This window comes from Pseudomonas sp. PP3 (genome assembly GCF_905336995.1).
Taxonomy (GTDB): domain Bacteria; phylum Pseudomonadota; class Gammaproteobacteria; order Pseudomonadales; family Pseudomonadaceae; genus Aquipseudomonas; species Aquipseudomonas reinekei.
The window spans coordinates 43,100-64,811 of the sequence record NZ_HG995459.1 but is presented as its reverse complement, the minus strand read 5'-3'; the positions used below and the strand labels follow the sequence as shown (position 1 = coordinate 64,811).

19 protein-coding genes are annotated in these 21,712 nt (G+C 59.2%); 14 read left to right on the top strand and 5 right to left on the bottom strand.

Going from position 1 to position 21,712, the window contains the following annotated elements:
• Nucleotides 1–7 precede the first annotated feature (7 nt).
• Nucleotides 8–928, top strand: a complete 921-nt coding sequence (locus KHO07_RS00290) for a zinc ABC transporter substrate-binding protein (RefSeq protein ID WP_150733988.1) — start codon at nucleotides 8–10, stop codon at nucleotides 926–928.
• Between the two features lie 151 nt (nucleotides 929–1,079).
• Here KHO07_RS00290 and KHO07_RS00285 read toward each other — a convergent pair whose 3' ends face one another.
• Together KHO07_RS00285 and KHO07_RS00280 are read right to left on the bottom strand one after the other, a co-directional pair.
• Complete coding sequence (locus KHO07_RS00285; protein ID WP_212626195.1) at nucleotides 1,080–2,033, bottom strand: homoserine kinase; 954 nt, start codon at nucleotides 2,031–2,033, stop codon at nucleotides 1,080–1,082.
• Nucleotides 2,034–2,090: 57 nt separating this feature from the next.
• Nucleotides 2,091–2,381: a DUF2782 domain-containing protein gene (locus tag KHO07_RS00280; protein ID WP_150733986.1), complete on the bottom strand. Its 291-nt coding sequence runs from the start codon at nucleotides 2,379–2,381 to the stop codon at nucleotides 2,091–2,093.
• Nucleotides 2,382–2,455: 74 nt separating this feature from the next.
• On the opposite strand from KHO07_RS00280, the gene polA reads away from it, so the two are divergent.
• Nucleotides 2,456–5,260 (top strand): DNA polymerase I, encoded by a 2,805-nt coding sequence (polA, locus tag KHO07_RS00275; protein ID WP_150733985.1) that lies wholly within the window; start codon nucleotides 2,456–2,458, stop codon nucleotides 5,258–5,260.
• Nucleotides 5,261–5,583: 323 nt separating this feature from the next.
• Here polA and yihA read toward each other — a convergent pair whose 3' ends face one another.
• A complete protein-coding gene (gene yihA / locus KHO07_RS00270; RefSeq protein ID WP_150733984.1) occupies nucleotides 5,584–6,228 on the bottom strand; it encodes a ribosome biogenesis GTP-binding protein YihA/YsxC in 645 nt (214 codons plus the stop codon).
• 191 nt (nucleotides 6,229–6,419) lie between these two features.
• Here yihA and KHO07_RS00265 point away from each other — a divergent pair, with 191 nt between their 5' ends.
• From KHO07_RS00265 to KHO07_RS00235, 7 genes are all read left to right on the top strand, one after another.
• On the top strand, nucleotides 6,420–6,710 hold the full coding sequence (locus KHO07_RS00265) for a c-type cytochrome (protein WP_046818664.1): 291 nt from the start codon (nucleotides 6,420–6,422) through the stop codon (nucleotides 6,708–6,710).
• 46 nt (nucleotides 6,711–6,756) lie between these two features.
• Complete coding sequence (locus KHO07_RS00260) at nucleotides 6,757–7,386, top strand: c-type cytochrome (protein WP_212626194.1); 630 nt, start codon at nucleotides 6,757–6,759, stop codon at nucleotides 7,384–7,386.
• Between the two features lie 200 nt (nucleotides 7,387–7,586).
• Complete coding sequence (gene dsbA / locus KHO07_RS00255; protein WP_212626193.1) at nucleotides 7,587–8,228, top strand: thiol:disulfide interchange protein DsbA; 642 nt, start codon at nucleotides 7,587–7,589, stop codon at nucleotides 8,226–8,228.
• A gap of 14 nt (nucleotides 8,229–8,242) precedes the next feature.
• A complete protein-coding gene (locus tag KHO07_RS00250; RefSeq protein WP_075946899.1) occupies nucleotides 8,243–9,121 on the top strand; it encodes an endonuclease/exonuclease/phosphatase family protein in 879 nt (292 codons plus the stop codon).
• Nucleotides 9,118–11,154 (top strand): GGDEF domain-containing protein, encoded by a 2,037-nt coding sequence (locus KHO07_RS00245; protein ID WP_212626192.1) that lies wholly within the window; start codon nucleotides 9,118–9,120, stop codon nucleotides 11,152–11,154. The genes KHO07_RS00250 and KHO07_RS00245 overlap by 4 nt, the downstream gene beginning before the upstream one ends.
• Nucleotides 11,155–11,258: 104 nt before the next feature.
• The gene (locus tag KHO07_RS00240) at nucleotides 11,259–12,038 is read left to right on the top strand and encodes an N-acetylmuramoyl-L-alanine amidase (RefSeq protein WP_212626191.1); all 780 of its coding nucleotides are present in this window, start codon (nucleotides 11,259–11,261) and stop codon (nucleotides 12,036–12,038) included.
• 76 nt (nucleotides 12,039–12,114) lie between these two features.
• Nucleotides 12,115–13,728 carry an EAL domain-containing protein gene (locus KHO07_RS00235; protein ID WP_212626190.1) on the top strand — a complete coding sequence of 538 codons (1,614 nt, stop codon included), beginning with the start codon at nucleotides 12,115–12,117 and terminating at the stop codon, nucleotides 13,726–13,728.
• Between the two features lie 3 nt (nucleotides 13,729–13,731).
• Here KHO07_RS00235 and KHO07_RS00230 read toward each other — a convergent pair whose 3' ends face one another.
• Together KHO07_RS00230 and algB are read right to left on the bottom strand one after the other, a co-directional pair.
• Nucleotides 13,732–15,522 carry a KinB sensor domain-containing domain gene (locus tag KHO07_RS00230; protein WP_212626189.1) on the bottom strand — a complete coding sequence of 597 codons (1,791 nt, stop codon included), beginning with the start codon at nucleotides 15,520–15,522 and terminating at the stop codon, nucleotides 13,732–13,734.
• Between the two features lie 10 nt (nucleotides 15,523–15,532).
• Nucleotides 15,533–16,879, bottom strand: a complete 1,347-nt coding sequence (gene algB / locus KHO07_RS00225) for a sigma-54-dependent response regulator transcription factor AlgB (RefSeq protein WP_150733976.1) — start codon at nucleotides 16,877–16,879, stop codon at nucleotides 15,533–15,535.
• 379 nt (nucleotides 16,880–17,258) lie between these two features.
• Between algB and KHO07_RS00220 the strand changes: the two genes are divergently transcribed.
• The 5 genes from KHO07_RS00220 (at nucleotide 17,259) to KHO07_RS00200 (ending at nucleotide 21,702) form a co-directional block, all read left to right on the top strand.
• Nucleotides 17,259–17,546 (top strand): hypothetical protein, encoded by a 288-nt coding sequence (locus tag KHO07_RS00220; RefSeq protein ID WP_212626188.1) that lies wholly within the window; start codon nucleotides 17,259–17,261, stop codon nucleotides 17,544–17,546.
• Nucleotides 17,547–17,615: 69 nt separating this feature from the next.
• The gene (locus KHO07_RS00215) at nucleotides 17,616–17,780 is read left to right on the top strand and encodes a DUF1328 domain-containing protein (RefSeq protein ID WP_003170804.1); all 165 of its coding nucleotides are present in this window, start codon (nucleotides 17,616–17,618) and stop codon (nucleotides 17,778–17,780) included.
• A 2-nt stretch (nucleotides 17,781–17,782) separates the two neighbouring features.
• Complete coding sequence (locus tag KHO07_RS00210; protein ID WP_150733974.1) at nucleotides 17,783–18,247, top strand: inhibitor of vertebrate lysozyme family protein; 465 nt, start codon at nucleotides 17,783–17,785, stop codon at nucleotides 18,245–18,247.
• A 712-nt stretch (nucleotides 18,248–18,959) separates the two neighbouring features.
• Nucleotides 18,960–20,291, top strand: coding sequence for a glutamate/aspartate:proton symporter GltP (gene gltP / locus KHO07_RS00205; RefSeq protein ID WP_056854221.1), 1,332 nt, complete (start codon nucleotides 18,960–18,962; stop codon nucleotides 20,289–20,291).
• A gap of 181 nt (nucleotides 20,292–20,472) precedes the next feature.
• Nucleotides 20,473–21,702: a spore maturation protein gene (locus KHO07_RS00200; RefSeq protein WP_150733972.1), complete on the top strand. Its 1,230-nt coding sequence runs from the start codon at nucleotides 20,473–20,475 to the stop codon at nucleotides 21,700–21,702.
• Nucleotides 21,703–21,712: the final 10 nt, after the last annotated feature.

The window sequence follows — 21,712 nt, the reverse complement described above, 5'->3', positions numbered from 1 at the left end:
GGTCATCGTGTCCCGACTTTTTTCTATCTTCGTCGCATTTATCGCAAGTTTTCTGCTGATCGGTTCAGCGCAAGCCGAGGTTAAAGTCCTCACCAGCATCAAGCCGCTGCAACTGATCGCCGCCGCCGTGCAAGACGGCGTGGCGATTCCGGAGGTATTGCTGCCGCCAGGTGCTTCGCCGCATAACTACGCCTTGCGCCCTTCCGACGTACGGAAGGTGCAGTCGGTCGACCTGCTGTACTGGATCGGTCCGGGCATGGAAGGGTTCCTGCCGCGCGTGCTCAATGGGCGTACGTTGCCCAGCGTTGCCGTTCAGGATCTGCCGGGGTTGAAACTGCGCCACTTCGCCGAAGATAACCACTCCCACGCCGAAGAAGCTGACCAACATGACCACGATCATCGCCCGGGCAGCCTGGACGCGCATTTGTGGCTGTCACCGATCAACGCCCGGGTCATCGCCACGAAAATGGCCACTGACCTCAGCGCTGCCGATCCTGCCAACGCAGCGCGCTATCAGAGCAACCTCAAGGCGTTCGATGAGCGTCTGGATGCACTCGATGCTCGCCTGAAAAAACGCCTGGCAGGCATTGAAGGCAAACCTTACTTCGTGTTCCACGAGGCTTTTGACTACTTCGAGGACGCTTACGGTCTCAAGCATGCGGGCGTATTCAGCGTCGCGGCGGAAGTACAACCTGGCGCCCAGCACGTAGCGGCGATGCGTGCGCGATTGCAGGAAGTCGGCAAAACCTGCGTGTTCAGCGAGCCGCCACTGCGCCCGCGTCTGGCGGAAACCCTGGTGGCGGGCCTGCCGGTGAAACTGGCGGAGCTGGATGCGCTGGGCGGGTACACCCCGGCGACTGCTCAGGGGTATGAGCAGGTGCTGGAGAAATTGGGGAATGATTTGGCAGGGTGCCTGGAGTCGTTGTAACCCCATCAAAAGATCGCAGCCCTTGTAGGAGCCGGCTTGCTGGCGATGGAACGCAAGGGCACCGCGTTTATCCATGCCCTACGCGTTATCGTTAACAACCATCGCCAGCAAGCCGGCTCCTACAGAGTTACGCATAGCTGATTTTTTGCTTTTAGAGCGCGAAAGGCAGCGGTGTAATGACTTTCTGCCGCTGAGCCAGGCGCAACTGGAACTCCATCGGATCGTGAATCAACACGTCCTGACCGGCAAAAGATTCGGCCGCGATCAAGCGCGACAACCAGAACCGCACGCACGCCACCCGCAACAGGGTCGGCCACAACTCGGCCTCAGCGGCGGTAAACGGACGTAGCGCCGCATAAGCGCCCAACAAGGCCCGCGCTCGCGCTCCGTCGATCAAACCGTCGTCATCGGAACACCAGTCGTTCAAGGCAATTGCCACGTCGTAGAGCATCGGGCCCGAACAGGCGTTATAGAAATCGATCAGCCCGGTCAGGTGCGTGCCTTCGAACATCGCGTTATCGCGGAACAAGTCCGCGTGGATGTTGGCGCGAGGCAGCGCCAGAATTTTCTCTTTCTGTTGGGTGATTTCTTCCAGCGCCCGCTGCAACAGTTCATTCTGCTCGGCATTCACGTGCGACAAGAACCGCGCGCCCTCCTCCAGCATCCAGTCCAGGCCACGATCGGTCTTGCGCTTGATCATGTTTCCCGCCTGGGTGGCCAGGTGCAGATGCGCGAGCAACTCGCCCACTTGCGCGCAATGCTGCGCGTTGGCCTGCTTGATGTGCTTGCCGGCCAGGCGCGGTTGCAACAGCGCAGGCTTGCCGGCCAGTTCGCGCAGCGCCACGCCATCGGTGGTGCGGATCGCGTAAGGCACCGGCAGTTCGGCCTCGTGCAACACGTCGAGCAACTCGATGAAGAACGGCATCTCCTGGACCGGGCCGCGCTCGATCAGGGTCAGGACGAATTCACCTTGCTCGAGGCTGATGAAGAAATTGGTGTTTTCACTACCGGCGGCAATCCCCTGGAAATCAAGCAGGCGGCCGAGGCCATAAGGGGCGAGAAAAGCTTCCAGCTCGGGCCGAGCCAGGGGGGTGAACACAGACATGTTTAAGCTGCCAGTACGGGCGCCGCTATTGAGCCAACGCCGATTGAAATTAAGAAACTACTTCCACTCGAAAATCTTCCACGACGGAATCAGCATATCGGGCTGATCCGAGCGGATAAAATTACCGTCCGATCCATCGGCGCGCACCAGAAAGTACGGTTTTCCGCCCTTCGGCGTTACCTGAATGGCATACAGGAAGCCATTCTGGCGGTATTCCTTGATCGTGTTATCGCCTTCCGTGCGAATGGTTACATCCGGTTCCGGCGATGGCGCATCGTCCGCCGCCATGACGGTTATGGGTGTGATTGCAAACAAGCCAGCCAGCAACAGGCGATTTAGTGTGCGCATGATAACCTTGTCCCTTTGTCGTCAACGGTCCCGCTATTCTAGCGCCGGACCCGCCGAAAAGGTTGATCCTGCTCATGAGCCAAGCCCCCCTCGTCCTGGTGGACGGTTCTTCTTACCTGTACCGCGCCTTTCACGCGCTGCCACCGCTGACCACATCCAAAGGCCTGCCGACCGGTGCGGTCAAGGGCGTGTTGAACATGCTCAAGAGTCTGCGTAAGCAGTACCCGGACAGTCCGTTCGCCGTGGTGTTCGACGCCAAGGGTGGGACTTTTCGCGATGACATGTACGCCGAATACAAGGCCAACCGTCCGAGCATGCCCGATGACATGCGCGTGCAAATCGAGCCGCTGCACCAGAGCGTGATCGCCCTGGGCTTCCCGCTGTTATGCGTCGAAGGCGTCGAGGCCGATGACGTGATCGGCACCCTGGCCCGCAGCAGCGCCGCGGCTGACCGTCCGGTGATCATCTCCACCGGCGACAAGGACATGGCACAGCTGGTCGATGGCCACATTACCTTGGTCAATACCATGACCGGTAGCAGCATGGACGTGGAGGGCGTGAAGGAGAAATTCGGCGTCGCTCCCGAGCAGATCATCGATTATCTGGCGCTCATGGGCGATTCGTCCGACAACATCCCGGGCGTTCCGGGTATCGGTCCGAAGACCGCTTCCGGCCTGCTGGTAGGCGTGAATGGCGGTCTGACCGAGCTTTACGCGCAGCTCGATATCGTGCCGACTCTGCCGATTCGCGGTGCCAAAACCCTGCCGGCCAAGCTCGAAGAGCACAAGGAAATGGCATTCCTGTCCTATCAACTGGCGACCATCAAGGTCGACGTGCCGCTGGACATCGGCCTCGATGACCTGCAAATGGGTGCAGAAGATCCGGACAAGCTCTACGAGTTGTACACCGTGCTGGAATTCAAGAGCTGGCTGAACGACCTCGATCGCGACGCCAAACGCCTTGAGCTGAGCAGTGCCGCCGAGCCTGCGCCGGCTGTTGACCTGTTCAGCACACCCGAAGCCGAAGCACCGGCCGCCGCTGCTGAAGCCGCTTACGAAACCATCCTCGATCAAGCGCGTTTCGACGTCTGGCTGGAGAAGCTGAACAACGCCAAACTGTTCGCCTTCGACACGGAAACCACCGGCATCGACGCTCAACAGGCGCAACTGGTGGGCCTGTCATTCGCCGTGCAGGCCAACGAAGCGGCCTACATTCCGCTGACCCATTCCTACATCGGTGTACCCGAGCAACTGGATCGCGACACTGTACTGCGTGCCCTCAAGCCAATTCTCGAAGACCCGAACAAACTCAAGGTCGGCCAGCACGCCAAGTTCGACATGAACATCCTGGCCAATTGCGCCATCGGCGGCGATCAAGCGAACGGCATTACTGTGCGTGGCATCGCGTTCGACACCATGCTCGAATCCTACGTGCTCAACTCCACGGCGACCCGCCATGACATGGACAGCCTGGCGCTGAAATACCTGGACCACACCACCGTGAGCTTCCAGGACATAGCCGGCAAAGGTGCGAAACAGCTGACGTTCGACCAGATTGCCTTGGAACAGGCCGGCCCGTATGCCGCCGAAGACGCCGACATCACTTTGCGTCTGCATCAGGCACTCTTCGAAAAGCTGAACGCGATCCCGAGCCTCGCCAGTGTGCTGACCGACATCGAAATTCCTCTGGTGCCGGTGCTGGCACGCATCGAACGCCAAGGCGCGTTGGTCGATGCCGCCCTGCTGGGCGTGCAGAGCATCGAGTTGGGCGACAAGATGGTCGCGCTGGAGCGCGAAGCCTTCGAGATCGCCGGCGAAGCGTTCAACCTTGGCTCACCGAAACAACTGGGTGTGATTCTCTACGAGAAACTTGGCCTGCCGGTGCTGAAGAAGACAGCCAAGGGCCAGCCATCCACCGCTGAAGAAGTGCTCGCCAAGCTGGCCGAGGATGACTACCGGTTGCCAAAAGTGCTGATGGAATACCGTTCCATGAGCAAGCTGAAAAGCACCTACACTGACCGTCTGCCGGAGCAGATCAACCCGCGCACCGGCCGGATTCACACCTCGTATCACCAGGCCGTGGCGTCCACCGGCCGCCTGTCTTCCAGCGATCCGAACCTGCAGAACATCCCGGTGCGCACCGCCGAGGGGCGGCGCATTCGCCAAGCTTTCGTGGCCCCAACCGGCTACAAATTGCTGGCGGCGGACTATTCGCAGATCGAATTGCGGATCATGGCCCACCTTTCCGGGGACGAAGGCCTGATGAACGCCTTCCGCCACAACCTGGACGTGCACACCGCCACGGCCGCCGAGGTTTTCAAGGTCGATTTGACAGAGGTGACCTCCGATCAGCGTCGCAGCGCCAAGGCGATCAACTTCGGCCTGATCTACGGTATGGGGGCGCAGAAACTCGGTAAGGACATTGGTGTCGATACCAAGACAGCCAAGGCGTATATCGACACTTACTTCGCCCGCTACCCGGGTGTTCGCCAATACATGGACCGCACCCGCGCGCAGGCGGCGGAACAAGGGTTTGTAGAGACTTTCTTCGGGCGACGCTTGTACCTGCCCGAGATCAACTCCAACAAGCCGCAAGAACGCGCCGCTGCAGAACGCACGGCGATCAACGCACCGATGCAAGGCACGGCGGCAGACATCATCAAGAAAGCCATGGTGGCGGTAGATGAATGGCTGGCTTCGTCTGGCCTAGACGCCAAGGTCATTTTGCAGGTGCACGATGAATTGGTTCTTGAGGTGCGTGAAGACCTGGTTGATCAGGTCAGCAACGAAATTCGTGTGCACATGAGCGGCGCCGCGCAGCTCAATGTTCCGCTGCTGGTGGAAGTTGGCGTAGGCAATAACTGGGATGAGGCTCACTGAGCCGATTGAAATAGAGCGCTTCTGCCGCGGCATAGTGCCGCGGCAGAAGGGTCGAAGGGCGCTTAGTCCGGAAAATGCTTGGGGTTATTCCAAAGGCATTTGAAAAAAATCTGAACTAATCTGGTGAAATGCCACTCAGAGATACTGAATGGCTGGTGAAGCCCTTCGATGCTCCTATGTTGTGTTAAGTGTTGGCAGATATCTGGACCCCGCCCTAGCGGTCTAGAACTTGAACCCCGGAACTTCCCCCTCCCCATAAGAAGTCCGGGGTTTTTTTTGCCCGCAGAAAACTGCCTGAGCGCGCCCCAGGCAGTTTTCGACGCTTACTGAGCCTCTGCTTCGGAACCCTTGTCCGCCAACTCCATCCAGCCTGCCAATACCGTGTAGGCATCTTCCAGGCCCATGCGTTTTGGTGCCGAGAAGAGCTGGATGGTCACCAGATCGCCCCAGCCCTTGCGGATTTCCGACTGCACTTTGAGCAGCGTGTTCTTGGCAGCGCCGTAGGTCAGCTTGTCGGCCTTGGTCAGCAGAATGTGCATCGGCATGCCCGCAGCCACGGCCCAATCGAGCATCAACAAGTCGAAGTCGGTCATTGGATGACGGATGTCCATCATCAGAATCAGACCTTTCAAACTCTCGCGACCGCCCAGATAGGCTTCCAGGTGACGCTGCCAGTGTTGCTTGAGCGGAATCGGTACTTTTGCATAACCGTAACCCGGCAGGTCGACCAGACGGCGTTCATCGTCTAGCTTGAAGAAGTTCAACAGCTGTGTGCGCCCCGGGGTTTTCGAGGTGCGCGCCAGGCTGGCGTGGGTCAGGGTGTTAAGCGCACTCGACTTGCCGGCGTTGGAACGCCCGGCGAAGGCGACTTCGAAGCCTTCGTCATCCGGACATTGGTCGACTTTGGCGGCGCTGAGCATGAAGGTGGACTGTTGGCACAGACCGAGGATGGGATTCTTGAGTTGCATGGGATTTCCGATGTGGGCGGCGCCAGGAATGGGTCCGGCAAGCAGTGTCGCTTCCGTTTCAGTGACGCCAGTATATAATGCCGCAGATTTTGTGTGCGCTTTGTCCCAACGCAGGATGAAGTTCACGGGAGCGATAGACCTTGATTGCGCATTAGAACGCAGAACGCTCTCAACCCTGAAAAGGTCGTTTTATGACGAAATGGCTGCTAGCTGCCGGTGTCCTGATACCGCTTTACAGCGCTCAGGCTACACAGGATCCGGAAGCTGTGTACAACCGTGTTTGTGGTGCCTGTCATTCCGGCCAACTACCCATGGCGCCCCGCAAGGGCGATCAGGAAGCTTGGACGCCGAGGTTGGCGAAAGGTATGGAGACGCTGGTGCAACACGTGACCCAGGGTTTCAAGGCGATGCCGCCGCGTGGTTTGTGCATGGACTGCAGTGCCGAGGATTACCAAGCCATCATCCAGTGGATGAGCGAGTAAACCCGGTCCATAACTCTTTAACCCTTAGCCGTAGTTGGATTAGCTGATGAACAAATTGATCGTGAGTCTGCTGTTGACCGTGGGGATCTCCGGCGTTGCCTATGCCGCAGGTGAGCCGGTAAAACCTGGTGACGCCGCCGCAGGCCAGGCAAAGGCCGCCGTCTGCGGCGCCTGCCATGGTCCGGATGGCAACAGCATGGCGCCAAACTTTCCAAAACTGGCCGGCCAGGGTGAACGCTACCTGACCAAGCAGTTGCACGACATCAAGTCGGGCAAGCGCACCGTTCTGGAAATGACCGGCCTGCTGACCAACCTGAGCGACCAGGATCTGGCGGACATCGCCGCCTACTTCGCCAGCCAGAAAGGCAGCGTCGGCGCCGCCGACCCGAAAGTCGTGGCTCGCGGTGAAGCACTGTTCCGCGGCGGCGACCTGGCCAAGGGCTTGCCATCCTGCACCGGCTGCCATTCGCCAAACGGCGCAGGCAACGCGGCAGCCGGCTTCCCGCACCTGGGTGGCCAGCACGCTCAATACATCGCCAAGCAACTGACCGATTTCCGCAAGGAAGAAGGTGGCCGCACCAATGATGGCGATGCGATGACCATGCGGACCATCGCCAAGCGGCTGAGCGACGAAGACATCGCCGCAGTGTCCAGCTACATTCAGGGCCTGCACTAAGACCGGCGAATCGAGCGTTGTGCAAGGCATACATCTCTTGCAACGTTAACGCTCGATTAATCCGTCGCAGCAAGTATAAAAAGGGTGGCTTTGGCCGCCCTTTTTTGTGGCCGCTGCCGTTACACTACAGAACTCAGGCCCGCCAGGATCTGTCTGAAGACAGGTCGCGCGAGGCGATAAAATTTGTCCAGGAGTAAAGCATGCGTAATCTGATCATCAGCGCCGCACTTGTCGCTGCCAGCCTGTTCGGCATGTCTGCCCAGGCCGCCGAAGCCCCAGCCGCCCCTTACGTCGAACTGAGCAATCCGGTTCCGGTAGCCGTGCCTGGCAAGATCGAAGTGGTGGAGCTGTTCTGGTACGGCTGCCCACACTGCTACGCGTTCGAACCGGTGATCAATCCCTGGGTCGAGAAGCTGCCTTCCGACGTGAACTTCGTTCGCATCCCTGCCATGTTCGGCGGTCCTTGGGACGCACACGGCCAGATGTTCCTGACCCTCGAAGCCATGGGCGTCGAGCACAAGGTGCACGCTGCGGTGTTCGAAGCCATTCAGAAAGAACACAAGAAGCTGACCGACAAGAATGACATGGCGGACTTCCTGGCCACGCAGGGCGTCGACAAGGACAAGTTCCTGGCTACCTTTGACTCCTTCGCCATCAAGGGCCAGATCAACAAAGCCAAAGAGCTTGCAAAGAAATATGAAATCTCTGGTGTGCCGACCATGATCGTCAACGGTAAGTATCGCTTTGACGTGGGCTCCGCCGGCGGTGCCGAGCAAGCCTTGCAACTGGCCGATAAACTGGTCGACAAAGAGCGAGCGGCTAACAAGGCTGCCGCCAACTAAGGGCAGCACCTGCCATGCGCCGCTGGGGTACTGAACGCGTCGTTGGCCTGCATGATCCGCGGGTCAACGAACATCATCTGGAATCGACGGGCCTGCCCGCAGACAGCCGTCTGCGCTTGCTGAGCTTCAATATTCAGGTCGGTATCAGTACCGAGCGCTACCGTCATTACCTGACCCGTGGCTGGCAGCATTTGCTGCCCCATACCGGGCGCGCCGACAACCTGCAAAAGATCGGTAATCTGCTGGGCGACTTCGATCTGGTCGCCTTGCAGGAAGCCGATGGCGGCAGCTTGCGTTCAGGCTACGTCAATCAAGTCGAACACCTGGCCCAGCTCGGCGCCTTTCCCTACTGGTATCAACAACTCAATCGCAATCTCGGACGCCTCGGCCAGCACAGCAATGGCGTGCTCAGTCGCCTGCGTCCGTGGGCGATCGAAGATCATCCGCTGCCCGGGCCGAAAGGACGCGGGGCGATCCTGGTGCGTTTCGGCGAAGGTCCGGAAGCGCTGGTGGTGGTGATGATGCACCTGGCGCTGGGCGCACGCGCGCGCAGCCTGCAATTGGCTTACATCCGCGAAGTCATCGGCGGCTATAAGCACCAGATCCTGATGGGCGATATGAATACCCACGCCAGCGATCTGCTGCAAAACTCTCCGTTGCGCGACCTTGGCCTGCTCGCCCCGCAACTGGAAGCGACATTCCCCAGCTGGCGTCCGCAGCGCTGCCTGGACCACATTCTACTGAGCCCGAGCCTGACCCTGGAAAAGGTCGAGGTGCTGGCCCAACCCATTTCCGATCACCTGCCGGTCGCGGTAGAGATTCGTCTGCCGGGTTCGCTCACGGCCGATGCATTGCCCGCGTTGAGTCCTGCCCATCGCGGAACCCCTGAATGAGCGACGAAGCACAGCGCTGGAAAGAGAAATACCTCCAAAGCATTGAACAACAGGAAAAGCTCGAACGGCGTTGGGATGCCCGGCTCGACTTGTTGCGTCGCGGACTTGTGCGCAGCACCCTGGCAGCAGAGGGCACCGATCGCGCCGTTGACCAATGCATGAAGGAAATGCGCGAAGTCGTGCGCTCCGACGACATGGACGCCGGCCTCGCCGCCCTCCTCCCGCGCCTGGAAAAAGCCGTGCTCGACTCCGAGCAACGTCGGGAAACACGGGTCAATCAGACCAGCGCCGCGTTGAACGCCCTCGTCACTCAGCTGCAAACGTTGCCGCTGCCCCGTGAAGTAAGTCGCCCCCTCAAGAACTTCGCCAAGCAACTGGACAGCCGCGCCAGCCAGGCTCGCGAGATTCCGTTGCTGCTCAGCGAACTGAGTGGCCTGCAAGGTAAAGCCCTGAGTCAACTGGACAACCCAGCAGAAGCGGAACGGCCAGGCCTGCTGCAGCGATTATTCGGGCATCGCGACGCTGATGAACCACGCGTCACTGCCCCGGCCGACCAAGCCGCCAACGCGCGCCCTGCCGAATGGGTGGCGACGCCACAGGTGGCGGTGACCCCGGCAAACACCGGTGAAGTCCCATCCATAGCCGATCCAATGCCTGTGGAATCGCCAGCGGTCATCGATCCACAGCCACTCCCGACGTCGACAGTTCCCGTGGAGCCCGTCGCCGTCGCACCGTTAGTTGCACTCATCACTGAACCGCACGAGGCACCCGAGGCCGATCGTGCAGTGGTCGTTCAACAGCCTGAAGAGCCTCCGCCCGTTATCGTCGAGCCCGCGAGCCAGATTGAACCGGACATCAATCCGGACGAACTGACCCCTGCTCCGCTAACCGAGGCATCTTCACCACCTTCTGACGTCGCGACACCCGATGATCCCGAGCACCTCGGGCACGACATGTTTTATGCGCTGCCGGATTCCCCCGAACCGTCTTACAGCTCGGTAGCCAGGCACATCGAGGAAACCCTGCTCGGCCTGCTTGACGATCTCACGCTACCCGAACGCCACCGCCCTCAAGCGGAATCGATGCGAGATCGCCTGAAAAACGGCTTGAACTGGTACGAATTACTGCCGATCCTCGACGATTTTGCGACATTGATGCTGGCGATCTCGGACAGTGGCCAGCACGAATTCGAAGCCTATTTGCTACGACTCAATGAACGCCTCGAGTCGTTCCAGAGCAACCTGCAAGCTGCCAGCGCCGATCATGCCGACAGCCGATCGGCAGCGCATGCGCTGGATTCGCAAATACGCGAACAAGTCGACGGCCTGCAAACCAGCATGCACGAAGCGGCGGACCTTGAGGACCTCAAGCACGTTCTGGAAAACCATCTGGAAGGCTTGCTCGGCACCATGGACGAGCACCGCAAGCAACGCGACGAACGCGAGCAAGAAGTGGCCGCCCGCCTGCAAAGCCTGGCCGAACGGGTGGCGCACATGGAGCAGGAAGCCTCGGGTTTCCGCGAGCACCTCGAAGAACAACGTCAGAAAGCCTTGATCGACCCGCTCACCGGCCTGCCCAACCGCGCCGCCTGGAGCGAACGGCTGGAACACGAAATCGGCCAGTGGCAGCAACACGGCAATACCTTGATGCTGGCGATGCTCGACCTCGATCATTTCAAACGCATTAACGATAACTACGGGCACCTGGCGGGTGACAAAGTGCTGAAGATCATCGCCACGGTGCTGCGCAAGCGTCTGCGCGGGACAGACTTCATTGCCCGGTTCGGCGGAGAAGAGTTTGTTCTGTTATTGCCATCCACAGTGCCGGCGGCCGGCCTGAAACTGCTGGAACACCTGCGGGCATCCATCGAAGCCTGCCCGTTCCACTTCAAGGGCGAGCGAGTAACGATCACGATTTCCATGGGCCTTACCGCATTCAAGCCCGGCGAGCACAGCGATCTGGTACTCAAAAGAGCCGATCAAGCGCTGTATCGGGCAAAAAATGCCGGACGTAACCGGGTAGAACTGGGTTAAGCGGCAATTTGTTCCATTTTGTTTAAATGATCGCGATTGCCCGCGGCATGCAAGGCAGTACGTTACACTGTTGCATTACTGTCTTGCGTGTATTGCCTTTCGCCATGAAATATTTTGCCCTCATCGTGTCACTCATTGTCTTGGCCGGCTGTGCCAGCGGCCCCCGCTACGACACCAGTCACCCATCGCCCAACCACGACAGCCGCATCCAGTTTGTGGTGGTTCACTACACCTCCGCTTCAATGGAGCGCTCGCTGCAACTGCTGACCCACGGCGAAGTCAGCAGCCACTACCTGATCGGCGACGACAAGAACGCGACCATTTATAAGCTGATGGATGAAAACCTGCGCGCCTGGCATGCCGGGGAGAGTCAGTGGCAAGGCCGCACCTGGTTGAACTCAAGCTCCCTGGGTATCGAAATCGTCAACCCAGGTTTCAAGGACACCCCGACAGGCCGCCTCTGGTATCCCTACACGGAAGCGCAGGTCCAGTCATTGATCGTCCTGCTCAAGGACATCAGCCAGCGTTACAACATCAGCCCGCGCAGCATCATCGGTCATAGCGATATCGCACCACTGCGCAAACTCGATCCAGGTCCGCTGTTCCCCTGGAAACGCCTGGCTGGCGAAGGCATCGGCATTTGGCCCAACGAGCAGGCTGTCGCCCGGCAGCAAACGCAATTCGATAGGCAACTGCCAAGCATTTCCTGGTATCAGGCGCAGCTGGCACGCATGGGCTATGAAACACCCCAGACTGGCGAACTGGACGTCGCCACACGGCATGTCCTCGCCGCCTTCCAAATGCATTTCCGCCCTACCCGCTTCGACGGTACGCCGGACGCCCAAACTGCAGCGCTGCTACAGGTGTTGAACCAGACAAAATAATGACGCCCGCCCGACGGTCAGCGCGTTTTCTCAATCAGCAGCTATAACTCATTGGTAATTCGTCGGATATTCCACAATGCCTGCTGCTCGCGAGACATTTCGTAGTTGGTTCTTTCGCCCCTGGTTTTTGGCGATGCTGGCTGCTGTCCTGAGCGCGACGATGATGATGGCCGGCAGTTATTTCGTCGCCATCCAGCAGCTCGAACAAGAAGAGAGCCAGGAAATGAACGCCCAGGGCGAACGGTTTCTCGCTCGCCTTGAGCAGTTGTTCGGGCAACTGCGTGAGAGCCTCGACGACCTGGAGGCCCAACCGCTGCGAAGCTGCGATGACGAAATGATCGCCACGTTGCAGCAGGTCAGCTTCAACTATCGATTCGTGTATGAAGCGGCCTATATGGACGAATCGCGAATCTGTTCCAATCGCCCACGCCAGGAAGGCTTGTCGCTGGCGCGGGCACCGGACATCAAAGGGCCGACCTACAGCTACTGGTTGAACACCACCACCGAACCCGATGAAAACCGCGCCGCGCTGATGCTCGGGCGCGGCAATTTCCGTGTCGCGACGTCTCGCGGACACTTGACCGACATGGTCGACCTGTCACCGGGCAGCAGCCTGTTGGTCATCCTCGACCACGGCACGCGGGCGATCCCGGTGCTGGGCGTTTCACAGGCGTGGCCACCCTCCGAAGCCTGGCCGCCTCAAAAACGCGACGCCTTGCAGGTCACGCATACCCGTCTGATTTACCGCATGCCCACCGATAATCCGGAATACCAACTGGTGCTGATCAGCCCGCGCAGCGGTACACACATACCGCCGGTATGGTGGTGGTTGCTTCCGGCTTGCCTTCTGCTGGCAGCCTGTGTGGGTTTCCTGGTGTTCCTGTTGGTGCGCCAACGCCAGTCCCTGGATGCCGAATTGACCGGTGCCATACGCCGGGGCGAATTGCAGGTGCTGTATCAACCGATCTTCGATCTCGATAGCCGCAACTGCGTCGGCGCCGAAGCGTTGCTACGCTGGCGACGACCCGATGGCACCCTGACCAGCCCCGACCTGTTCATTCCTATGGCAGAGAACAGCGGGCAGATCCGCCAGATGACTGACTTCGTCCTGCAACGCCTGCTGGAACAGCTCGGGCAACTGCTGCGGTCCAATCCGCAGTTGTACATTTCGGTCAACCTGGCGGCGTGCGATGTGATGGTCCCGCGCATCGGCCAAGTGATGGCGCGCTTACTGACGTTACACCGGGTCGCAGCCAAACAGATTGCCTTCGAGGTGACCGAACGGGGCTTGATTGATGTAGTGGTGGCCCGGGAAAACCTGCAAGCCTTGCGCGACGTCGGGCATCAAGTGCTGATCGATGACTTCGGCACAGGCTATTGCAGCCTTGCCTACCTGCAAACCCTGCCGGTGGACTGCCTGAAAATCGACAAGGCCTTCATCGACGCGCTGGGCCACGACGCCGCCAGCAGTGGCGTGGCCCCACACATCATTCATATGGCGCAATCCCTGCACCTGAAGGTGATTGCCGAAGGCATCGAGCATGAGGCCCAGGCAGCGTTCCTGAGCAGTGAGGGGGTGAAGTTCGGTCAAGGCTGGCTGTTCGCCCACGCCCTGAGCGCCGTGCAGTTCATCGAGCTGATTACTCGTGGCCGCCGCTTGGCCAACCGGCGTCTGGATGACGAAGCGTAGAGCCTAAACCGACAACGCCATATAGAACTGAGTGCCCTGCCCCGGCCGTGAGTAAACGCCCATCCGGCCACCGTGCAACTGCACGATTTCCTTGCACAACGCCAGACCGAGCCCGGCGCCGCCTTTCTTGCGGCCCACCTGGACAAAAGGTTCGAAGATCCGCCCCTGTTGCCCGTAGGCAATGCCTTCACCGTTGTCTTCGACACTGATGATCACCCGGTCGCCATGGCGTCGCGCCTGCAAACGGATCAAGCCGCCGGCAGCGGTATGGCGCAGCGCGTTGTCGATCAAGTTATCGAGCACCCGCTCCAATTGCGGTTGGTCGGCCTGCAAGCGCGGCATTGGCGCCTGCAACTCGATCAACAGCTCGATGCCCTTCTCAGCAGCTGCACTGGCGAAGCGTAGCTGCGCCTGCTCCAACAGATCCTCGATGGAACATGGCGCCAACGTCAGTTTTTGCAGGCCGTTCTGGTAACGCGAGAAGTTCAGCAAGTCGTTGATCAACTGCATCAGGCGCTGCATTTCTTCGTTCACCGTGTCCAGCAGGTCGGCTTCACGGGAGTCCTGCGGGAAATGCGCGCGCTCGCGGAACAGCCCGAATGCCATGTGCATGCCGGTGACCGGCGTACGCAGCTCATGGGAAGCGCGTAACACGAACTCGCTGCGCACGCGTTCGAATGCACGCTGTTCGGTAACGTCATGTAGCACCATGACTGCGCCGAGGATATGGCCCTGAGTGTGGCTCACTGGCGTCAGGCTATAGGTCAGTAATCGCGTCTCGCCATCGACCTCCATGCTCAGATCTTCCGGCGCCCGCTCCAGCGTGCCACCGCGCAGCACCAGTTGCAGTTGCTCGTCCAACTCGGGACGTTCCAGCGCCGAGCCCAGGCCTTGGCCGAGTCGATCACTGTCCCAGCCCAGTTGACGCTGTGCGACCGGATTGAGGTGTTCCAGATGGCCCTGACGGTCGATCATCAGCAAGCCGTCGTCGATGCTATCGAGCACCGCTTGCAAGCGTTGCTGACCGGCTAGCAGCTCATCGATATTGGTCGCCTGATGCTCGCGCAGCGCCTCGGCCATGATGCCGAAGCGCCGGGTGAGCTGATTGAGCTCGACAGCCGAAGAGACCGGCAGCATGACGTCGAAATTTCCCTGCCCGATGTTATCCGCCGCTTTTGCCAGCGCCTCGATCGGCTCGCCGAAACGCCGGGCGATGGCGTGAGCGGTAACGAAGCCGATGATCAATACCGCCAGGCCGACCAACCCGAGCAGGCCGGCAACCAGCAACGCCCGCTCGCGCGCCTTGCGCTCGGTCGTGCCGATGTTATCCAGGGCGCGCTTATGCTCGTTGATCAAGCCATTGCGCAGCGCATTGAATCGTTCAGTGAGCTCATCGTTGCCGGACAGCACATGGGTTGTGTCGGGTGACATTTCATAGGCCCGGATAAAGCTCAAGTAATCCGCCTTGGCTTTTTTGAATCCGTATTCGTTGCCCATGTCCTCTGGTTCGTGAGCGATCCCTTGCTCCAGCAACTCGAAATAACGCTGCTTGGAAGTTTCGAAGGCTTGGGAATCGGGGCGCTCGCTGAGCATAATGACCAACTGATCGCCCAGCGTCTGGCGCAGTTTGAGGCCCAGATCCAGGGTGACGAAGTTGTTGCGCACCAGTGCTTCCTGGCTTCCAGCCATCTGCATTACGCTGACCAGCCCCAGCAAAAGCCCGAGCAACGCTACGGTGATCAACGCGGAAATGCTTAAAAACAGGCGGGTCCGCAACTTCATCGCCAGTTTCATCGGAGGCCGCTCACAAGTTGTACTGTTTGCGTTTGCGATACAGGGTCGATGCGTCGATGCCTAACGTCTTCGCGGCTTGATCCAGGGTACCGGCGGTGGCGAGAACCGCGCCGATGTGGGCTTTTTCCAGTTCGTCCAGACTCAGCGCTGCGCCAATGCGCGGGGCATTGTTGACCGGCGTTTCGGCCATCCCCAGGTGAGTGATCTCGACGCGCTCCTGCGGGCAGATAATGCTCGCCCGCTCCACCACGTTGCGCAGTTCGCGGATGTTGCCCGGCCAACGGTAACCGAGCATGGCCTCTCGGGCCTCATCACTGAAACCCCGGGCCGGGCGCGCGTACTCTTTGACGAAGCGGGCGAGAAAGCGATCGGCCAGGTTGAGGATGTCTTCCCGGCGCTCGCGCAGCGGCGGCAGGTGCAGGGTGATGACGTTCAGCCGATAGAGCAGGTCTTCGCGGAAACGGCCATCGCGAACCATGTCTTCCAGGTTCTGGTTGGTGGCGGCGAGGATGCGTACGTCGGCGCGGCGGGTGACCGGATCCCCGACACGCTCGTATTCTTTGTCCTGGATAAATCGCAGCAATTTTGGCTGCAAAACCAGGGGAAAGTCGCCGATCTCGTCGAGAAACAGTGTGCCGCCATCGGCCTGATTGACTCGACCGAGCGTACTCTCGCTGGCGCCGGTAAAGGCTCCACGACTGTGACCGAACAGCTCGCTTTCCATCAGTTCAGCCGTCAGCGACGGGCAGTTGATGGTGATGCAAGACTTCTTGGCGCGTTTGCTCCAGCCGTGAATGGCTTGGGACAATTCACCCTTACCGGTACCGGATTCGCCGAGAATCAGGATATTGGCATCGGTACCGGCCACTTGGCGCGCGGTTTCCAGCACCACTTTCATTGCCGGGCTATGAGAGTCCAGACCGTCCTTGGGTTTGCGCACCTCACCTTCCAACGCTTCCAGTCGCGCCGACAACTGTCGTACTTCCAGTTGCTTGGCCGTGGCCAGACGCAATTGGTCGGGGCTGCACGGTTTGACCAGGTAATCGGCAGCGCCTGCCTGAATCGCATCCACCGCGGTGTCCACCGCCGAGTGAGCGGTGACGATCACTACCCGCATCCAGGGCGCTTGAATGCGCATCTGCGCCAGGACATCGAGGCCGTTGTCTTCGCCCAGACGCAGATCGAGGAAGCACAGGTCGAACACCTGACGCTGTAACAGCGCATCGGCCTGGGCGGCGCTGTTGGCGGTTGCGACGCTGTAGCCTTCGTCTTCAAGGCAGTATCTAAAGGTACGCAGGATGGCGGACTCATCATCCACCAGCAGAATACGGCCTTGATGCTCAGTGGCTGATTCCATTTTCCTACGCTCCTTAATGAATGATCTTGGTTAGTCCCGGAAAAATCGGGCAAGTTGCATGGTTTATTCTGATCTATTACCGCCATCCCAGGGTAGCTATCTGCTGCCGCCATGAGTTGCGTCCTTTTCTGACAGTAACGCCCTTCTCTCAATTCAAAAATATTGTAATGGCTTGCGATCAATCGTGCATTTCGCACGGGCGCACAAAGGTCCATCGTGCAGGATGCCAGCGAGCGCTTCTTTTCTTATTGCATAACTAATTGATTTATATAGATTTTTTATCAACAAAAAAGCTGGCATGACGGCTGCAATAACCAGAATAACGAAGGGCAACAACAGCCGCCCTCAACCCGATACCCCGCGTGGGAGGAGCCTCAGGATGAATCGTCAACGTGCCGCCCAATTACGTGTCTCGCCACTGCATATCCAGCAAGGCTTGTTTTGCGTTTTTGCGCTGCTGGTCACTCTGATCGCCGGCCAGCAGTTCCTGAGCTGGGAGTTGAGCCAGCAGGAATCGGCGCCACGCGTGTCGTTTCAGCACCCTACCCAGACCCATTTCAGCGCCGCCACCAGCGGTATGACTGACAGCAACGCCATGCGAATGATGGACGTCGACCAGGCCCAGCCTGTGAATGAGATGCCCCGTCAGGAGCGCTGGGTTTTCTGATTACACAAACTTGGCGCCTCCGATGCGCCGGGACAAGCACCTTTAAATAGAAAAGTAAGGAGAATCACCATGTTGAGCTGGGCAATCACGTTCTTGATCATTGCCATTGTCGCCGCCGTACTGGGCTTCGGTGGTATCGCGGGCACCGCCACGGGTATCGCCAAGATTCTCTTTGTCGTGTTCCTGGTGATGTTCATTGCTTCCTTCTTCTTTGGCCGTCGCGGCCGAGGCTGAATATGAGCCTTTCGTTAAAGACACTGGCAGCCGCCCTGCTACTGGGCGGTAGTGCCATGGCAATTGCTGCCAATGATGGGCAGGCACGGGTCAACGAGCTGCTGAACGCCGACCCGCAGTATCGGGACACCTGGCAAGGCGTCGTCAAGAAAGAGGAACGCCTGCCGGAATGGGTGATGAACCTGTCCGGCGATGCCGAACAAATGAATGCCGTTGAAGAGGATGGCGACAAGTATCTGGTAGGACCGCTGTGTGAATCACAGGCGACCTGCACTGACAAACGCTTGATTGTCGCTGTCAGCTTCGACAAGAAGGATGCCTACGCCATGTTGGTGGAGGTGCCTTCGGGGTTGCCTGCTGACAAGTCGCCAACCCGACATGCCAACTACCGTTTCCTCGGGAAACCGGATCAGGGCATGCAGGACTTGTTGATGGAACAACTCAAGAAAGATCCGAACTGGTATTGAGTTTCAGACAATAGAAAGAAGCCTCGCTTCTTTCCATCTGCGCCACCTGAGGAAGGTTGACGCATGACCAAGGGGTCGGGACGTTCTGCCTGCTTCAGGGGCGGAGTGACCTACGGGTACAGGGAGTACCTGCGCAAGGGCCGGGTCAGGAAAAGCTGCGACGCAAGTTCGCCGGTCAATGATGGCTCGACGGACTTGCGAAGAGCTTATTTACCCCAGCAATTGAATCAGAACGATCTCTGCTGTTTTTTCGCATTCTCGAAAAAAGCCCCCGCCTGCTTTTGAAAAAACGCTTCCCGGTGAATTTCTGCGACCGTATATCGAGAAATATTGCCGGCGCCTCGCCCTAAATCTGGTCCCTGCTTTGTAGGATTTTCCCGAAATCCGCCGCCTAATCAACTGATCAAAAAACACACAATCGACGCTGTGATGGCCGGTTCACGGCACTTATGGCCGCCGAAATGTCACATTCGAACCGATTGCGACGTCGCTAACGGCTAAAAGACCTCATGCCGATTCGGCATAGGGTAGTCGTTTACGGCATTAGACGTCGCTTCCTTGCATCGGAATAGTTGCGCCTTTTTTCGCCTGCCAGAGAGCCACTAACAAGCGCTCCGGGGCTCCTTATACGGGGGCAGGTGCAGCGACTTTTTCGCCACAAGCGAACCAGTTGTCGCACCTGCCCGAGTCAAACTGAAGTAAGGGTAAAGATATGAAGAAGGCAAAGCTTAGCCTCGCCTGGCAGATCCTCATCGGTCTGGTATTGGGGATTGCAATCGGTGCGCTGCTCAACCATTTCAGTGCCGAGAAAGCCTGGTGGATCAGCAACGTCCTGCAACCGGCAGGCGATATCTTTATCCGTCTGATCAAGATGATCGTGATCCCGATCGTGATCTCCTCGCTGATCGTCGGCATTGCTGGCGTGGGTGATGCGAAGAAGCTCGGCAGTATCGGCCTCAAAACCATCATCTACTTCGAAGTCGTCACCACCATTGCCATCGTTGTCGGCCTGCTGCTGGCCAACCTGTTCCATCCGGGTGCCGGCATCGACATGAGCACCCTGGGTACCGTGGACATCTCCAAGTACCAGGCAACCGCGGCTGAGGTGCAGCATGAACACGCGTTCATCGAAACCATCCTCAACCTGATCCCGTCCAACATCTTCGCAGCCATGGCGCGCGGTGAGATGCTGCCGATCATCTTCTTCTCGGTGTTGTTCGGTCTCGGTCTGTCGAGCCTCAAACCCGAGCTGCGCGATCCACTGGTCACGATGTTCCAGGGCGTGTCGGAAAGCATGTTCAAGGTCACCCACATGATCATGAACTACGCCCCAATCGGCGTTTTCGCACTGATCGCGGTAACCGTGGCCAACTTCGGCTTCGCGTCCCTGCTGCCGCTGGCCAAACTGGTGATCCTGGTTTACGTCGCCATTGCCTTCTTCGCCTTCGTGGTACTGGGTCTGATCGCCCGCCTGTTCGGCTTCTCGGTGATCAAGCTGATGCGCATCTTCAAGGATGAGCTGGTGCTGGCCTACTCCACTGCTTCCTCCGAAACCGTGCTGCCGCGCGTGATCGAGAAAATGGAAGCCTACGGCGCGCCAAAAGCCATCTGCAGCTTCGTGGTGCCAACCGGTTACTCGTTCAACCTCGACGGTTCGACCCTGTACCAAAGCATCGCGGCCATCTTCATCGCTCAGCTGTACGGCATCGACCTGTCGATCAGCCAGCAACTGCTGCTGGTCCTGACCCTGATGGTCACCTCCAAAGGCATCGCCGGCGTACCGGGCGTGTCCTTCGTGGTGCTACTGGCCACCCTGGGCAGCGTGGGTATCCCGCTGGAAGGCCTGGCCTTCATCGCCGGTGTCGACCGCATCATGGACATGGCGCGTACCGCACTGAACGTGATCGGCAACGCCCTGGCCGTGCTGGTTATCTCGCGCTGGGAAGGCATGTACGACGATGCCAAAGGCCAGCGCTACTGGAACTCCCTGCCGCACTGGCGCAGCAAAGAGAAGCTGCCGGCTGGCGAAGTTTCCAGCAACTGACAGGAGCCGAATTGCTGGCGATGAACGATCACGCGGTGTGACAGATACACCGCGGTGCACCAATCGCCAGCAAGCCGGCTCCTACAGATGTGTAGCGTTTAGACAAACCCCGGAGAAATCCGGGGTTTGTCGTTTCTGACCACCCCGCTATCATTCGCCCATCTTTTGGGGGATTTGACTGATGCTTAATGGCCTGTGGCTTGGCTTCTTCATCGTGGCCGCGATTTCGGCGCTGGCGCAGTGGCTGATCGGCGGTAACGCCGGGATTTTCGCGGCAATGGTGGAAAGCATTTTCGCCATGGCCAAGTTGTCAGTCGAAGTGATGGTATTGCTTTTCGGTACCCTCACCCTCTGGCTGGGCTTTCTGCGGATCGCCGAGAAAGCCGGCATTGTCGAGTGGCTGGCCAAGGCCCTCGGCCCGCTGTTCCTGCGCTTGATGCCGGAAGTCCCGGCCGGGCACCCCGCCATTGGCCTGATCACCCTCAACTTCGCCGCCAACGGCCTGGGCCTGGACAACGCTGCCACGCCGATCGGCCTGAAAGCCATGAAAGCCCTGCAGGAACTCAACCCCAGCGCCACCATCGCCACCAACGCGCAGATCCTGTTCCTGGTGCTCAACGCCTCCTCACTGACCCTGCTGCCGGTGACAATCTTCATGTACCGCGCCCAGCAAGGCGCGCCCGACCCGACGCTGGTGTTCCTGCCGATCCTGCTGGCCACCAGTTGCTCGACTATCGTTGGCTTCCTCGCGGTGGCGTTCATGCAACGCTTGCGCGTCTGGGACCCGGTAGTGCTGGCCTATCTGATTCCGGGCGCCCTGCTCCTTGGCGGTTTCATGGCGTTGCTGGGGACCATGTCTGCTGCGGCGCTGGCCGGTTTGTCGTCGATCCTCGGCAATTTGACGCTGTTCGGGCTGATCATGCTGTTTTTGATCATCGGCGCGATGCGCAAGGTGAAGGTCTACGAGGCGTTTGTCGAAGGCGCCAAAGAAGGCTTCGACGTGGCGAAGAATCTGCTGCCGTACCTGGTGGCGATGCTCTGTGCAGTGGGCGTATTGCGGGCGTCCGGGGCGCTGGATTTTGGTCTGGACGGGATTCGACATCTGGTGGAGTGGGCTGGATGGGATACGCGTTTCGTCGATGCGCTGCCCACGGCTATGGTCAAGCCGTTCTCTGGCAGCGCCGCCCGGGCGATGCTGATAGAAACCATGAAGACGTCCGGCGTGGACAGCTTCCCGGCACTGGTCGCGGCGACGGTGCAGGGCAGTACCGAAACCACGTTCTACGTGCTGGCAGTGTACTTCGGTGCCGTAGGTATCCAGCGTGCGCGGCATGCGGTGGGGTGTGCATTACTGGCGGAACTGGCCGGCGTGCTCGGGGCCATCGGGGTTTGCTACTGGTTCTTCGGGTGAATCCAGCATT

Coding starts and splice junctions, on each gene's coding strand:
- KHO07_RS00210 (WP_150733974.1), top strand. CDS start 17,783: ATGAGCCTTTCGTTAAAGACACTGGCAGCCGCCCTGCTACTGGGCGGT.
- KHO07_RS00245 (WP_212626192.1), top strand. CDS start 9,118: ATGAGCGACGAAGCACAGCGCTGGAAAGAGAAATACCTCCAAAGCATT.
- KHO07_RS00240 (WP_212626191.1), top strand. CDS start 11,259: ATGAAATATTTTGCCCTCATCGTGTCACTCATTGTCTTGGCCGGCTGT.
- KHO07_RS00280 (WP_150733986.1), bottom strand. CDS start 2,381: ATGCGCACACTAAATCGCCTGTTGCTGGCTGGCTTGTTTGCAATCACA.
- gltP (WP_056854221.1), top strand. CDS start 18,960: ATGAAGAAGGCAAAGCTTAGCCTCGCCTGGCAGATCCTCATCGGTCTG.
- KHO07_RS00200 (WP_150733972.1), top strand. CDS start 20,473: ATGCTTAATGGCCTGTGGCTTGGCTTCTTCATCGTGGCCGCGATTTCG.
- KHO07_RS00235 (WP_212626190.1), top strand. CDS start 12,115: ATGCCTGCTGCTCGCGAGACATTTCGTAGTTGGTTCTTTCGCCCCTGG.
- dsbA (WP_212626193.1), top strand. CDS start 7,587: ATGCGTAATCTGATCATCAGCGCCGCACTTGTCGCTGCCAGCCTGTTC.
- KHO07_RS00250 (WP_075946899.1), top strand. CDS start 8,243: ATGCGCCGCTGGGGTACTGAACGCGTCGTTGGCCTGCATGATCCGCGG.
- polA (WP_150733985.1), top strand. CDS start 2,456: ATGAGCCAAGCCCCCCTCGTCCTGGTGGACGGTTCTTCTTACCTGTAC.
- KHO07_RS00230 (WP_212626189.1), bottom strand. CDS start 15,522: ATGAAACTGGCGATGAAGTTGCGGACCCGCCTGTTTTTAAGCATTTCC.
- yihA (WP_150733984.1), bottom strand. CDS start 6,228: ATGCAACTCAAGAATCCCATCCTCGGTCTGTGCCAACAGTCCACCTTC.
- KHO07_RS00260 (WP_212626194.1), top strand. CDS start 6,757: ATGAACAAATTGATCGTGAGTCTGCTGTTGACCGTGGGGATCTCCGGC.
- KHO07_RS00220 (WP_212626188.1), top strand. CDS start 17,259: ATGAATCGTCAACGTGCCGCCCAATTACGTGTCTCGCCACTGCATATC.
- KHO07_RS00285 (WP_212626195.1), bottom strand. CDS start 2,033: ATGTCTGTGTTCACCCCCCTGGCTCGGCCCGAGCTGGAAGCTTTTCTC.
- KHO07_RS00215 (WP_003170804.1), top strand. CDS start 17,616: ATGTTGAGCTGGGCAATCACGTTCTTGATCATTGCCATTGTCGCCGCC.
- KHO07_RS00265 (WP_046818664.1), top strand. CDS start 6,420: ATGACGAAATGGCTGCTAGCTGCCGGTGTCCTGATACCGCTTTACAGC.
- algB (WP_150733976.1), bottom strand. CDS start 16,879: ATGGAATCAGCCACTGAGCATCAAGGCCGTATTCTGCTGGTGGATGAT.